This is a genomic window from Alkalinema pantanalense CENA528 (genome assembly GCF_050753345.1).
Taxonomy (GTDB): domain Bacteria; phylum Cyanobacteriota; class Cyanobacteriia; order Leptolyngbyales; family Leptolyngbyaceae; genus Alkalinema; species Alkalinema pantanalense.
The window spans coordinates 42,137-56,190 of sequence record NZ_JBLZFX010000011.1 but is presented as its reverse complement, the minus strand read 5'-3'; the positions used below and the strand labels follow the sequence as shown (position 1 = coordinate 56,190).

The 14,054-nt window shown below is 50.3% G+C and carries 15 protein-coding genes; 6 read left to right on the top strand and 9 right to left on the bottom strand.

What is annotated here, in order from left to right; translation table 11 throughout:
- The first annotated feature begins 40 nt into the window (after positions 1-40).
- Both ACN4EG_RS05870 and ACN4EG_RS05865 read left to right on the top strand, forming a co-directional pair.
- Positions 41-658, top strand: a complete 618-nt coding sequence (locus ACN4EG_RS05870) for a thylakoid membrane photosystem I accumulation factor (protein ID WP_431628341.1) — start codon at positions 41-43, stop codon at positions 656-658.
- 698 nt (positions 659-1,356) lie between these two features.
- Entirely contained in the window at positions 1,357-1,968 is a 612-nt protein-coding gene (locus ACN4EG_RS05865) for a hypothetical protein (protein WP_431628340.1), read from the top strand.
- An 85-nt stretch (positions 1,969-2,053) separates the two neighbouring features.
- On the opposite strand, the gene ACN4EG_RS05860 is transcribed toward ACN4EG_RS05865, so the two are convergent.
- Positions 2,054-3,223: a pyridoxal phosphate-dependent aminotransferase gene (locus tag ACN4EG_RS05860; RefSeq protein WP_431628339.1), complete on the bottom strand. Its 1,170-nt coding sequence runs from the start codon at positions 3,221-3,223 to the stop codon at positions 2,054-2,056.
- A 432-nt stretch (positions 3,224-3,655) separates the two neighbouring features.
- On the opposite strand from ACN4EG_RS05860, the gene ACN4EG_RS05855 reads away from it, so the two are divergent.
- Positions 3,656-4,093, top strand: coding sequence for a VOC family protein (locus ACN4EG_RS05855; RefSeq protein WP_431628337.1), 438 nt, complete (start codon positions 3,656-3,658; stop codon positions 4,091-4,093).
- A 61-nt stretch (positions 4,094-4,154) separates the two neighbouring features.
- On the opposite strand, the gene ACN4EG_RS05850 is transcribed toward ACN4EG_RS05855, so the two are convergent.
- Positions 4,155-4,934, bottom strand: coding sequence for a polysaccharide deacetylase family protein (locus tag ACN4EG_RS05850; protein WP_431628336.1), 780 nt, complete (start codon positions 4,932-4,934; stop codon positions 4,155-4,157).
- 80 nt (positions 4,935-5,014) lie between these two features.
- Here ACN4EG_RS05850 and ACN4EG_RS05845 point away from each other — a divergent pair, with 80 nt between their 5' ends.
- The gene (locus tag ACN4EG_RS05845) at positions 5,015-5,341 is read left to right on the top strand and encodes a DUF3288 family protein (protein ID WP_431628335.1); all 327 of its coding nucleotides are present in this window, start codon (positions 5,015-5,017) and stop codon (positions 5,339-5,341) included.
- Here ACN4EG_RS05845 and ACN4EG_RS05840 read toward each other — a convergent pair whose 3' ends face one another.
- Together ACN4EG_RS05840 and ACN4EG_RS05835 are read right to left on the bottom strand one after the other, a co-directional pair.
- Positions 5,342-6,571: an MlaD family protein gene (locus tag ACN4EG_RS05840; protein WP_431628334.1), complete on the bottom strand. Its 1,230-nt coding sequence runs from the start codon at positions 6,569-6,571 to the stop codon at positions 5,342-5,344. It abuts the gene before it with no gap.
- 5 nt (positions 6,572-6,576) lie between these two features.
- Positions 6,577-7,359, bottom strand: coding sequence for an ABC transporter ATP-binding protein (locus ACN4EG_RS05835; RefSeq protein WP_431628333.1), 783 nt, complete (start codon positions 7,357-7,359; stop codon positions 6,577-6,579).
- 1,197 nt (positions 7,360-8,556) lie between these two features.
- On the opposite strand from ACN4EG_RS05835, the gene ACN4EG_RS05830 reads away from it, so the two are divergent.
- Together ACN4EG_RS05830 and tsaE are read left to right on the top strand one after the other, a co-directional pair.
- Complete coding sequence (locus ACN4EG_RS05830; RefSeq protein WP_431628332.1) at positions 8,557-9,987, top strand: gluconeogenesis factor YvcK family protein; 1,431 nt, start codon at positions 8,557-8,559, stop codon at positions 9,985-9,987.
- A gap of 18 nt (positions 9,988-10,005) precedes the next feature.
- Entirely contained in the window at positions 10,006-10,629 is a 624-nt protein-coding gene (gene tsaE, locus ACN4EG_RS05825; RefSeq protein WP_431628331.1) for a tRNA (adenosine(37)-N6)-threonylcarbamoyltransferase complex ATPase subunit type 1 TsaE, read from the top strand.
- On the opposite strand, the gene ACN4EG_RS05820 is transcribed toward tsaE, so the two are convergent.
- From ACN4EG_RS05820 to ACN4EG_RS05800, 5 genes are all read right to left on the bottom strand, one after another.
- Positions 10,615-10,791: a hypothetical protein gene (locus tag ACN4EG_RS05820; protein WP_431628330.1), complete on the bottom strand. Its 177-nt coding sequence runs from the start codon at positions 10,789-10,791 to the stop codon at positions 10,615-10,617. The two genes, tsaE and ACN4EG_RS05820, sit on opposite strands and share 15 nt — an antisense overlap.
- Positions 10,792-10,866: 75 nt before the next feature.
- Positions 10,867-12,294: an AmpG family muropeptide MFS transporter gene (locus ACN4EG_RS05815; RefSeq protein ID WP_431628329.1), complete on the bottom strand. Its 1,428-nt coding sequence runs from the start codon at positions 12,292-12,294 to the stop codon at positions 10,867-10,869.
- 157 nt (positions 12,295-12,451) lie between these two features.
- The gene (locus ACN4EG_RS05810; protein WP_431628328.1) at positions 12,452-13,048 is read right to left on the bottom strand and encodes a sulfite oxidase-like oxidoreductase; all 597 of its coding nucleotides are present in this window, start codon (positions 13,046-13,048) and stop codon (positions 12,452-12,454) included.
- A gap of 12 nt (positions 13,049-13,060) precedes the next feature.
- The gene (locus ACN4EG_RS05805; protein ID WP_190574985.1) at positions 13,061-13,231 is read right to left on the bottom strand and encodes a 50S ribosomal protein L32; all 171 of its coding nucleotides are present in this window, start codon (positions 13,229-13,231) and stop codon (positions 13,061-13,063) included.
- Positions 13,232-13,608: 377 nt separating this feature from the next.
- Positions 13,609-14,043: a CAAD domain-containing protein gene (locus ACN4EG_RS05800; RefSeq protein WP_431628327.1), complete on the bottom strand. Its 435-nt coding sequence runs from the start codon at positions 14,041-14,043 to the stop codon at positions 13,609-13,611.
- Positions 14,044-14,054: the final 11 nt, after the last annotated feature.

Below are 14,054 nucleotides of genomic sequence, written 5' to 3'. Positions count from 1 at the left end.
AAGGCGCAAACCTTTCAAAACCTTCTTGGGAACCCGTTTTATGTCCGCTGCCTTCGCAAAAGTTTCTAGTACCCTCAAGCCCTGCCAAACTCTGAGATCCCTCAGTGGCTTTCTACGAAAAATTGCTGCTGTCATTAGTCTCTGTGTTCTGGTTCTCTTGCTCTGTTTCCCGTCGTCTGCTTGGGCTGCGCTGAACGATGATCACTTTGACGGGGATATCTTTGCGCTGTATGCCGGGAACGGATCGTTAATTCCCCCTCGAATCACCTTGGCGGATTCGATCAAAAAAGAGAAACCCGCGATCGTGGTGTTCTATGCCGACGATAGCAGCGATTGCAAGGAATATTCTTTGACAGTCTCCCAATTGCAAGCCTTCTATGGTCGTGCTGCTAGCTTTATTGCTATCCGGGTGGATTCCTTACCTGTCAAAGAAGACTACGAACCCACGGAACCTGCCTATTATTACCAAGGTTATATTCCTCAAACGGTAATTTTTGACCAGAAGGGACAAGTTCGCCTGGATGAAGTGGGCAAGGTTCCCTATGAAAAATCCGATGATGTTTTGCGGGAAATTTTTGATCTCTTGCCTCGATCGGAGTCAGTTACCTTAAAGCGTCGCCCCGTTAATGAACTCAGTACTGAACTGGTTCCTCAATAAAGTTCGTAAAAGAATCGAGTTCGTAAAAGAATCAAGTTCGGACTGTGCCAAGCGTCTGGGGTGCAAAAATCAGACCAGTGCAAATCCGGTGGCAAAGTGCACAATTGCCTAACAGTCAGTGCTGGGCAACGCGGGTGGAGTTAAGAAAGCTATCAAACCCACAGTAGAAAAGTCAGGGTAGGGTAAAATCGAGGCCATCGAGGCCATATAGTCGATGATCGATTAGTTGGTTCTGTGCTCTTGCCAGTTGGTTACCATCTAGCACTATCTGAAAAACACAGTCTGAAAAGATTTAATCTGAAAAGACTTAGTCTGAAAAGACCTAAAAACGTCTGAAAAGACAATGTTTGAAAAAAAGGATCCCTCTTGCCCCAAATTTATAGAGAGTGAGGGATCCTTTATGTTTCTAGTTGTATTTCTAGCCCTTCTAGTATTTCAGAATCTTTACTGACAACGCTGTATTCTTTAACACGCCACTCTTAGGGGTTCTCGCTCTCCCCTCCCAAGCTCTCAGGCCCAACTATGCAGAGCTAAATATATGGGGATCTTTACACGAACAGAGATCAAGGATTAGGTACCGAAGAAATTTCCAGCACAATTTGCTAAAAGGAAAGCAGGAACCTCAGGAAGTCTGATTGTACTCCTAGGCTCCCCTTTGTCGAGGTACCTGGCTCTGTTATTTTCGTGAGGGGTCTGAGATGTCCAAGATCTACAGTACGCAGGAATTGATCGAGGTCTTGGCGGCGGAACAGCGAGCTTGTATGAACGGGGAGCGGCTACATTTAGCGGCGTTATCAGCAGGTTTGAGTCCGCTGTTGGATCAATTTGTCGAACCCGTTGGCTTGCAGAAGTTCACCGCCTACGATAATTTTCGTCGCACGATTCATGACTATCAACGGGAACACCAAGTTTCTGGCCTGATCTGGCAAACGGTACAGATGCGAGGCTATGAGTTATCGCTACCCATGATTCATGAACAACTGATCAGCCTGGGCAGCGATCGCCGTACCCTCAAAGCCCACAAAAACAAAGTCATTCGGTTCTGGGAACAGGTGACCCAGGAGATGCAATTGTTCCACAGCCTGCAAAGTGGGAAATGTTTCAAGCCCGCGAGTGTAACCGACGTGGAGCATATCGTCGATCGTACTGAATGGGCTGTTTTGACCCACCATGGCCGGGATGAGCGCTTGGAAATCATTCTGCAACTGGGTTGGGGCAAGCCAGAAGAGGCGACCTATCGTCGGGGGTTTCCCGAATCGGGCAGTGAATTTATCCATGCCGTCTTTCCGGGATATGAACCTTTAGGGTAGGAGGGAAAAGGGTCGCATTCACCCCCCTACCCGTCTACCCCCCTACCCATCTACTCACTTGGGACTTTATTTGTACGCTACTCCCTTATAGACGCGATTTGACAAACGTGGCAATGCGCTCCATGCCTCGTTCGATCGTGGTCATGTCTGTGGCATAGGAAGCTCGTACATGGTCATCAGCTCCAAAGGCAATTCCCGGAATCAGGGCTACCTGTTGTTCACTCAGTAACGCATCACAAAATTCCAAGGACGACATCCCCAACTGCCCAATATTCATAAACATATAAAATGCGCCATTGGGTTTCACGCAGGAGAGGCCGGGAATCGCGTTAATCATGCTGTAGATGGCCTGACGCCGTTCAGTGAAGGCCGATAGCATGGTTGCGACACAATCCTGGGAGCCTTCCATTGCCGCGATCGCGCCATATTGCGCAAAGGTACAAACGTTAGAAGTGCTCTGACTTTGCAGGGTGGTGATGGCTTGAATCAACTCCGGTGAACCGGATGCAGCATACCCTAGCCGCCAGCCCGTCATGGCATAGGCCTTGGCAAAACCGTTGCTGATAATCGTGCGGGCAAAGACTTCGGGACTCACGGCTCCGATGCTGAGATGTTCTGCGCCATCGTAGAGCAGTTTTTCATAGATCTCATCGGAGACGACCAGAATATCTTTTTCAACAACGACATCCGCGATCGCCCGAATTTCCGCAGGGCTGTAAACCATTCCTGTGGGATTCGAGGGTGAATTCATCACTAGGATTTTGGTTTGAGGCGTGATCGCAGCACGTAGTTGGTCTGGCGTAATTTTGTAGCCTGACTCAGCGGTGGTTGGCAAAATCACTGGCTTGCCCCCCGCTAATTTGACCATTTCGGGGTAGCTGACCCAGAAGGGAGCCGGAATGATCACTTCGTCCCCCGGATCGACCAAGGCCAGAAAAATGTTGAACAGGGAATGTTTACCCCCGTTCGTCACCACCACATTTTCGGCCTGGAGGGGGAGTTGATTATCGGTTTGTAGCTTATGGGCGATCGCCGATCGTAACTGCGGTTCCCCAGCGGCGGGGCCATAGCGTGTTTTTCCAGATTTGAGAGCCTCGATCGCAGCATTCTTAATGTGTTCTGGGGTATTAAAATCTGGCTCCCCAGCACTGAAGCTGCAAATGTCAATACCGTCCCGTTTCATGGCTTTGGCCTTTGTATCGATCGCCAAAGTCAACGAAGGTGTTACTTGCCCAATCCGTGCTGCCAGCTTCATAATTTCAGACAAATACTTTCAAACCATCCAGAACGCGCCCCAACCCACAAGATCCATTTATAGTTCCAAGGAAGCATTTGCAAGAGGGCGGTTGCGCTGCCGGGAAATGGATGACTTGCTTTACTTATTCTCTACCTATTATGGGGTGATTGTAGCCTTCACAACCATGAGAAATCAGGAAAGGATGTAATGAGGTAATCACATTTGCCGAGGCAGTTGCCGAGTCATTTTGGGAAAATCTCTGGACACTGCTTTAAAGTCAATGCTTTGAAATCAATGTTTTAAAGTCAATGCTTTAAAGTCAATGCTTCAAATGGATGAAGGTTGAGGGATATCCGGTCAACCCTGTGTCTTGTATTCCACGGGTTCTTTCATTGATCCCCATTGCCCCAAAAGTTTCTCCTCAATATCTGCTAGGTTTCGTTTTCTACCATGCTTGCTGATCATTCTCGAAACCGTTCTATTGAGAACGTGGGATCCATAGGAATTTCGTATACATCTGCTTGGGTGACGATCGCGGCTCTGGATTTAGAGAGATCTCAGCAGTTCTACCAAGCTCTGTTTGCCTGTGAGCCTAGTCGAGTTTTAGCCGATCGCTATGTGGAGTTCCAATTGTCGGACCTCCGTGTAGGAATTTATCGCCCCACAAAAAATTCTCCCCACCCTTCAGAAATGCCCGCGATCGCGATATCTTCTGAAGCATCCATGAGCTTATGTTTTCAGGTGCAAGATCTGGATGCCACGATCGCTCAGCTAGGGGGCTTAGAGATTCCCCACGATGTCATGGCGATCGCCTCCCACGGACGAGAAGTCTATGCCTACGATCCTGATGGCAATCGGCTAATCTTCTATCAACCTAATTCGGCTTAACCGGATGTGAGGTGTGCTGGGGTGGAACTGGGTTGGGATTTGGGCCGATACTCTTGTGCGATTACAGCTTGCGATCGCAAAATTCGCTAAAGGTGACAAACTGTCCATACCGACCGACCCAGCGCAAATAGCGCTCCAATCGAGCCACCATCCCAGCTCCCCCATGGCGAGCGATGTAACTAGGGAGTCCGTAGCCCTGAAGAGGCCCAAACTCCCAGGGATGGAAATAGAGGTTGAGCTGACGATCGCACACCAGAGTCCACATTGATAGGAGCTTATAGCACCAGAGTGGCAAGTTTTTAAAACTGAGCCAGAACAAGGGAAACCGAATCCCCGGTGTGACGGAGATTGGAATATTCAACAGGTGATCCACGGTATAGGGTTGGCGGGGCTGGTTCAGGTTGTTGTAGCGTCCGGGAATCCAGGTGGGATTCATCGAGGAGTTGTAGCGATAGCCTGCTGCTGCAATTTCCCGATCGGCCACCGGTTGCAACCGCGCCATGCGATAACCCACGATCGCTTGCCCTGTGATATCCGTTAACACTTGCCGCGATTTGGCTAAATCCTGCACGTCAAAGGAGGAATGATAAAACCCGTGGGATGCGATTTCGTGGTGTTGGGCGATCGCCTGCATCAGCTCTGGAAAACGCAGGGCAAAGTTAGCTGTGGTAAAAAAGGTCGCCCGAAGATTCAGCCGATCGAGAACGCCTAAAACTGCTTGTAAGCCCTGTAAGGACACTTGGAACTGGGTTTCTGGATCGACCGTTTGGCCATATTCCAAGGGAATATCAAATTCTTCAACATCAAAGCTTAGGAGAATGAAGCGATCGCGGCGCGGCATATGGTTTGTCGTTGCAGGCAGTAAGCAAGGAGTTTGCTTCCAGCATAGGGGGTTTTCAAGGAAGTGCGATAGACTGCTGTATGCCCTTTCTTGATGTTGAAGAAGCGGAGTTTTCCATGGCCTCTGAAAAGCGTGACCAACAACACCCGCTCTATGCTAACGATCGGCAGATTGTCAATTCTCTCCTGAGCGGCGAACCGACGGATTACAACTTGGCAGAACTCGCTCGGTTGCGGATCCGCTATCAAGGATTTCCCGGCGCACGGGATATCCAAACAGATTTAGATAAGGTGCTGAGTCAGTGGCAGTTAACGGAAGCGGTTCTATTTGAAAAAACTCGCGAACTTCATGGTAGTACTCGGCTCTACAACGTCCGAGGGCGACGGCAAGAAGAAGACTGGAGTTAGTTACCGATCCAAGCGAGAGAACCCCGGTTTCTGCTCATCTGCTGGGGGAACTGCATCTTGGGCATTTAAGGCTTGTGCTTTGGCTGTTTGGGACATTGGTTCCAATACCTGTGCCATCTGCGCCTGCTGTTGCAATTGCTGGCTGGAAGAGACTAGACCACTCAGTCCATTAATCAAGTTCCGCAAATTTGTCCGTAGTTTGGGATCTCCGACTAGCTCATCAAGATCCGCTGTAATTTTCTGCGCATTTTGGAAGGTGGCGCGGGCGGAATCCAACGTTTGCTGTAGCAGCGCCAAGTTAGCAGGATTGTTGAGGGCGGTGGAAGCGTCTTTCAGATTGGCCGAGGCTTGAGCCGCATTGGCTGATAATTGCTCGAGGTTTTGTAGGAGTTGGCCACTGGCGATGCGATCGATCGCAGGTTCCAACTTCGTCACCGACGATCGTAGTGCGCTGCTAGTTTGGCTTAAATTATCCAGGGTCGTCACCAGAGTCGTGCGATTACTGGCTAGGAGTTCATTAACCTGAACTAGGGTTAGATTGGCGCGATTTGCTACGCCCCCCAAGGATTGAGCCGTTGTGGCAAAGGTTTGGGCCGTTCCCGAAACCACCGAAAGTTCCTTGCGAGCAGTGCGGGCAAGGCTACCAAACTCGCGGCTTACCTTGGCAATTTCTGCCGCCGCATCGCTGGAGTTTTGGGTGAGTTTTGCTAAATTTTTGACGAATTCCGGATTGCTGTAGGCGTTGGTAAATTCGATCGTGCTACGGATCAGTTCTTCAGTGCTAATCCCTGGCTGTCCCGCCAACCGTGAACCATCACAGAGAATTTGGCTGCGATCGCAATCCCGATCGAGGGGCTTCGCTGTCGCTTGCAGAGTTGGGGTGCCCGGTTTGGGGGTGAGATCCACCATACTCTCCCCGAGCAAGCTGGATTGGTTAACACTGACCTCAACATTGCTGGGAATGACTAAATTAGCAGGGGCGATATTGATTTTGACTTCAACACCATTTGGCCCTGGCTGAATACTGGCAATGCGGCCCACCACCACACCCCGATAGCGCACAGGGGATCCAACCTGAACACCCGAAATACTGTTGAAATCAACCGTAACTTCAAAACTGCGATTGGCCGGATTAAATCCCTTGATCCAAGCCGCTAAAAAAACAAAGAGTCCAATGCCCGTCAAAATGAGTAAACCGACTGAACCCTCTCGAATCATTCGCGATCGCATGGTCTTCACTCCAGCACCTGAATTGGCCCTTCGACCTGTCCACCAAAAAACTGTCTCACCATTGGATGGTCTATGGTATCAATCTCGTGACATTTTCCTTGCCATTGCACTTTGCCTTGATAGAGAAACACAATACGATCGGTGGTTCGCCGAATCGTGCTGTCTTGGTGAGTTACCATCACGTAACTCTCGCAGACTCCATCAGTATGTTGCAACGATCGCACCAAGTCCTCAATGACAGTAGACGCAATTGGATCCAGTCCCGCCGTTGGCTCATCATAGAGCAGTAGCGCAGGCGAATCCGCTGGGTTATCAGGGTTAGACATGATGGCCCGCGCAAAGCTGACTCGCTTACGCATCCCCCCTGACAATTCTGCTGGATATCGCTGACTGATCCCTGGTAACCCTACCATGGCCAGTTTTGCTTCTACCATCTCCCGAATTTTTTGGCGCGGGAGCCGAGAATGCTGGTACAGCACAAATCCCACATTTTCTTCTACCGTTAGTGAGTCAAACAGAGCTGCCTGCTGGAAGACCATGCCAATACCGCCCGATCGCAGATTATCTTCGATCATCCCCTGACGCGGTTGCCCGCGCACCCAAACTTCTCCGGAGTCTGGAGCGGTCAGCCCTGCAATTACTCTTAAAATGGTTGACTTACCCGTTCCTGAAGGCCCAATGATGCCAAGCGCTTCACCAGGATAAATCGTGAGATCTACCCCATCTAAGACGCGATGTTGCCCAAAGGTTTTGGTAATGCCTTTTAGTTCAATTAACGGTTCAGCCATTTGCCAAAATTTGTCATGCTTAAAGGCACAGTATTGCTGTAACAGGATTGCCGTAACAGTGTTGCCGTAGTAGATACCCAGTTAGCTTAACCCTCAATCCTGAACTTTAAACTCAATCTCTCAAAATCCCAGAAAATCCCTCCAAACTTGATTTAGGCCATCCCTCAAGCCATTGAGCGTTTTCGCTGAGTGTTCTCACGAAATGTCAATTAGCCTCCAAGCAGTCCCAATGAAGCTCCTAAGTCGATGCCTCTGAGTCTTTTTCAAGGCTATATGGCTCTTTTTACACCTCCGACTCTAATTCATCCGTATTTCTGATGCATCTCTTTGAAAAGATTGATAAGACAGTGGTAGACCTCACCCATACATTTCTAACGCCCCTACTCTAACGCCCCTATGCAAGAAACTAATCCCAGTTGGAGCTTGCAATTCTAGTGGAGCTTGCCCCTCAGTCCCATTCCCCTCACCCCCGAAGCCCGATCGAGCCCTTTAGGCAGGTTGCCATGGCCAGTTTGTATTCCAGAGATCTTTCAGATTTTTGTCACCTTCCTTAAAAGAAGGAAAGTTTTAGATCATCGCAAGATGGTTCGATGATGCAAGGGGCACTTTCATTTAGGGACAAACCTAGTGGTCTGTCAATTTTGATTTTGTGCGTTAGTGATCTCCAGAATCCTTATGGAATAGTCGATTTGGAATAATGTCACTCACAATTTTAAGCTTGACTCTCCACTAGTTTTGGAAAAGCTATTTTGGAAGATCTATTTGAGAAAAGTTGTTGAGGAAAACTAGCGCAGAGAAAACCACAGGCCAGTTTCCTTCGATCGTTTTTGACTGTTGTGTCTCGACTCTCGTGTTTCGACTCTCGTGGGTGCAGGCTCTTCAAGTTCTACTGTGTTGTGCGACTATTTCTTGGGGAAACTTTGGGGCACCTTCCAGGCAAATTTACGATCTTCAACTCAACTCATGTAATCGTGAATCATCTTGGGCGGTCGTAAGGGTGACTGGCTGCAACTTGCAGCTTGCTAAGGGCGATCGAACTTTCTAGAACTGACCTTGATTTCGATCATAAGAGACCAGCAGAATTACAAACCTAGGCTATCCTGACTGGCATAAACCTCTTCTTCTCCCCCGATCCCTTCCCCCCTTTGTTCCTGTTCTCGTCTATTCTTTCTTGAGCATTTTGTTGAGCATTTGCCAATGACAACTAATCGATTCATCCGACGAACCATGCGCACCCTACGCCAGGAGTCGCGCCATGTCTTTCCCAGTGTCAGCCGATGGTTTCGATGGCTCGCCCCTGGGTTGTTGCTCAAGCGGTGGATGCTCATCAGTGCCGGTGGAGTCCTGCTGGTTTCCCTCGGATTTGCCATTTGGGTCAAGCTCACTCCGATTTACTACTTAACCCAATTTGCAAGCGACTTTCTCGAAACAGTGACCCGCATGATACCGAACTATATGAGCGGGCCGTTGGTAGCAGCAGTGGGATTTTTGCTGATTTGGTGGGGGCAAACGCGCACCTTTGATTCCATTACAGAAGTCCTGATGCCGGATGACGATCAAGGGTTAGTGGATGTGCTGTGGACCCATCGTCGCTTGAATCGGGGGCCTCGAATTGTGGCGATCGGGGGTGGTACGGGATTATCTACCCTATTGCGGGGTCTGAAGTTGTCAAGTACTAATGTGACCGCGATCGTCACCGTGGCAGATGATGGTGGATCCTCTGGGCGCTTGCGGCGGGAAATCGGCGTCCTGCCACCGGGGGATATTCGTAATTGCCTCGCAGCATTGGCGGATGAAGAAAAACTGATGACGGAATTATTTCAATACCGGTTTAAGGCAGGAGATGGCTTAACGGGGCACAGCTTCGGCAATCTCTTTCTGACGGCCATGAGTGAAGTGACGGGGGACTTGGAGCGGGCGGTTGCGGCGAGTTCCAAGGTATTGGCGATTAAAGGGGAAGTCTTGCCTGCCACCTTAAGTGATGTGTGCCTCTGGGCGGAAATGGAAGACGGGCGACGCATTGAGGGAGAATCTAACATTCCCGAAGCCGGAGGGAAAATCGTCAACATCGGTTGTACTCCGGCTAACCCTCCGGCGCTGCCCAAGGCGATCGCGGCCATTCATGAAGCTGATTACATCATCATTGGTCCTGGGAGTCTCTACACCAGCATCATCCCCAACCTTCTGGTTCCAGAAATTGCCCAGGCGATCGCCCAGCGTCAGGTTCCTTGTGTTTACATCTGCAACGTCATGACCCAACCGGGGGAAACCGATGACTACACTGTGGCCGATCATATTCGATCAATCGATCGGGTCTGTGGGCAGCCTCTGTTTGATGCGGTTCTAGTCCAGCGTCGTCCGCCGTCCGCCAAGGCGATCGCCCACTATGCTAAGGAGAACTCCTATCCTGTCGTGTTGGATAGCGATGCGGTGGGACAACTAGGTCGGCGTATCATTCGGGCAGATGTCATTGACGAAGATCCAGAAACGGGATGGGTTCGTCACAATCCCCAGCAGTTAGCGGGGGTATTGCTCCGGTGGTACGAACGACAAAACCGTGCCCTTTATGCCCAAGAAGGCTACGAGGAGACCATCAGAGGCCATCGGCGTCGGGCGGTGAGGGAATAGGCATAGGACAGCAGTAGGATGAATTCAGAAAATCGAGTCGATCGGCAATCCGTACCCCCGAGCCCTGACCCGGCTGTCATGAATGTAGCGATGACGGTTCCTTCGCTGGCCGATCTAACCATGGCTTCCAGCCTCACTCTCCCCTTAGTGAATGCTTCAGCAACCCATGCCCTAGGCCGATCTCTAGGGCAGCAACTCCCGGCTGGGACGGTGATTCTGTTGGAAGGTGACTTAGGAGCGGGTAAAACTAGCCTTGTGCAAGGGCTTGGTCAAGGCTTGGGCATTGAAGAGACGATCGAGAGCCCAACTTTTACTCTGATAAATGAATATTTTAGCGGTCGGTTACCCCTTTACCACTTGGATCTCTACCGCCTTGCACCCGAAGAAACCGCTGACTTGTACCTTGAGACCTATTGGGATGGCAGCGAAGCAGAACCGGGCATTATGGCGATCGAATGGTGCGATCGCCTGCCCTACAAGCCCGATCGCTACTTATTGATTCAGCTGACTTATCCAGAAGCAACCCAAGGAATTGAAGATGAGGGTCGTCAAGTAACGCTAACCGCGATCGGAGCCTCATCCCTGGCGACGTTTGGGATTGAGTTGGAGGTAGGGGTCGCGGAGTGGCTAGAAAAGGGGTGAGATCGCGAGATTGAACGCTGACTGGGTTGCAGGAATTGCGGAAATTGGTGCGGGAGCCATCATGTCTGCGGGGAGAAAAATTCGCGCACTCACAGCTACTAGGGCGAGGCCAAAGACCAGGACTACGATGAGCGGCGCGATGTATTGACGGAAGAAAGCCATAGATGTCAGGTTAGTGTGTTAACTTTTCTAAACTTTATTCTATTCTCTACCCTATGCGCCAGTTGTCCTGAAGTTCTAGGATTCGTCACGGGGTTCCGGCACAGTCCCCCGCCAAGGGGCAAAGATGGGTAGGAGCAAAAGGCCCGGTAACGCCGCCACCATTGTCATCAAAAAAAAGTTGCTCCAGCCTAAATCTTTCGCCCAAGCACCCGCCGGAGAAGCCAAAATGTCGCGACTAACGGCCATTAAGCTAGAGAGTAGGGCGAATTGAGTTGCAGAGAATTGGGGATTGCACAGCGTCATCATGAAGCCCAAAAAACCTGCCGTTCCTAACCCGCCACAGAAGTTCTCCACCACGATCGCAACTAACAATCCGGCATCCGTTTGGCCCACCCCTACTTGTACCCCATTGGTCAATGTGGGGATCGAAACTAATACCCCGCTTTTCCCAAAGGTTGCTAGAAGCCAATAGGCGAGGTTACTGGCCGCCTGCAATATTCCAAAGACCCAAAGGGATTTATTGACCCCAATCTTGCTGAAGACGGCTCCCCCACAGATCGTCCCCGCGATCGTGGCAAGGATGCCCAGAATTCCTTGGATCACGCCAATTTCGCCCTGTTGATAGCCTGCATTGAGCAAAAAGGGAACGGCCATCACGTTCAGCAGGGCATCTCCGTAGCGGTAAAGCACGACAAACCCAAGCGCCGCCACTGCGCTCTGCCATCCCATGCGGCGAAAAAATTCCTGAAAGGGCTGAACGATCGCGGCCTGCATACTGGTGGGCTTGGCAAACTGCTTCGGTTCCGGAGCCAGCAGCGTGGCAACAATTCCGAGACTCATCAATCCCGCTACTAACCAGTAGACCTGCTGCCATGACCAATGCTGGGGATTTTTGGGGTCGGCGATCGCCAGGGCCACCCCGCCCGCAATCACCAGCGCAATCCGATAGCCTGTCACGAAAAAAGCAGCCCCACTGCCCATTTCCGACACCTTCAGCACATCCGTTCGATAGGCATCGGCGCTGATATCCTGGGTTGCACTCAGAAAGGCTACTAGCAAGGCCAGTTGGAAAAAAGGACTCGGCAGAATGGTCATCAAAGCCTGCCAAAACTCACATAGTCCTGGGAACGAAGTTTCTGCGCAGGTGTTGCTAGAATTGACCGAGAATTGTGCCAATTGACTGGGATTTTGACTACCAAGGATGACAATCCCGACCACTAAGGCAATTTGAGACAAGAGCAGCCAGCCCCGCCGCCGTCCCAGTAACGGAGGAATGTAGCGATCGAGCAGGGGTGCCCAGAAGACTTTGAGGGAATAGGGGAGCGCTGCCAATCCAAAGAGGCCAATGACGGTTGCTGAAACCCCATTGGTAGTGAGCCATGCCTGCAAGGCCCGCCCGGTGCCCGTTAACAAAAAAGGCAACCCACCAGCAAAACCCAGCAGAGAAAGAACCCCCATTTTGCGGATGTGGGTGAAGCGATTGGACGACTCAACCGAACTCACAGCAAGCCCTCAAATAGCGAACTCAAGCGATCGTCATTACGCGATCGTTCCTGCCATCATGCCACACCGATCGCCCGAAAAATCGTTATACTCGCTGTCCTATTTAGAATCTCAGGCGAATTCTAAATAGGTTGCAGATTAGCATTGCCAGGATTGCCTAGCGATCGCTATACCGCTCTTCTGCAAATGGTTCACCCCGGTGGTGATAGCCGTTTCGTTCCCAAAAGCCTAATTCCTGTCGATCGAGAAATTCCAGCCCGTTAATCCACTTAGCACCCTTCCAAGCATAGAGATGGGGCACCACGAGTCGCACCGGGCCACCATGGGGCGAAGGTAACGGTTCACCATAGAGGGTGTGGGCAAAGAAATTTTCTTCTCTGATAAAATCTTCCAAAGCGAGATTGGTTGTATACCCACCATAGGCGTGCTGCATCACGTGCACAGCCTTTGGATCAACCTCGATCGCCTGCATAAAATCTGTCACTTTGACGCCGCGCCACTGCACGTCCAATTTGGACCAAGTTGTCACACAGTGGAAATCAGCGGTAAATTCGCTCTGGGGCATGGCTAGCAAGTCGTGCCAGGAGATCGTTCTCTCCTGCGCGAGGCCCCACACTTTAAGCTGCCAATTTTCAGCAGAAACAGATGGTGTATCTCCGTAGGTCAACACTGGGAAACCCGTCGCCAGGTGCTGCCCCGGAGGTACACGATCGCGCAATTCATCGCTCGGCTTGTGAAAAAACTTGCCCAGCATCTTGCTCTAACCTTACTCTTCGTCTTCTGTTTCAGTGGGATAAACAAATCCCTTAGCCCGACCGGTGAGGACAGACTTACCGAGAGATAGGGCTCGCTGCGCTTGCAGTTCAGCCTTCCGATTCCAAGTTGCACGACGCTGATCGCGTTTGCCATTGGAGGTTTTCTTCTTAGGACATGCCATAGGGCTACGAGTCTTGCTGTTTTAGACAACCTTTCAATTCTACGCTATTGGAAGAACCTTGTCAGTTTTTCGATCGATAAGATCAATAAAATTCTACTTTCAATAAAATCTATCTGAAGGTAACAATGCGATTGTACTAGTCAGTCAGAATAAACTGGCTACGACTATGAGCTTGATTTCTAATAGCTTGATTGCTAAAAAAAGCAGCTTCGGAGTTTGTGACCCCGAAGCTACTTAGACAATCGATGACGATCGTGCTGATTTCAAAGTTGCATCAACTTTTAGGCATTCACTGGCTCTATAAGACTGGCTCTATAAAACAGCTTCAACCCTCTTTGCCCTACTTGTCGATCGTTCGACGTTCAATCACAGGACAATTACTTAGAACCCAATACTTGATCCTTCGTATCGTTAAACTTTGCGTAGAACTCTTGGCGCTTCTCAGCCTTCAACATAAAGCGAATAACGAACCAAGTTGAGTAGCCCAAACCAATCAACTCCAACACAGGTTCTACCAACGGAATTTCATTCAATGCAGCCAACAAAGCGAGGGTTAGTTTGACGGCTACGATCGACCCAAAAATCAATCCCAGGGTGACCATCAACTGTTTGTACTCAGTGAAGAACTCACCCAAACGCTCCGGCAGATTAGACAGAATCTCGTAGGCAGCGTTCAGTACTTCTTTTACCTGTTCGCTAGTCTCGTTCGTACTAGATAGTTGAGCTAGGGTTCCAGCTTCTTCCAGGCTGATGGTCGCTTCCGATTGTGCCGTAGACTCGCCTTGTTGCAATTCTGTTTCCATACTTAACATTTTGTCCTCTC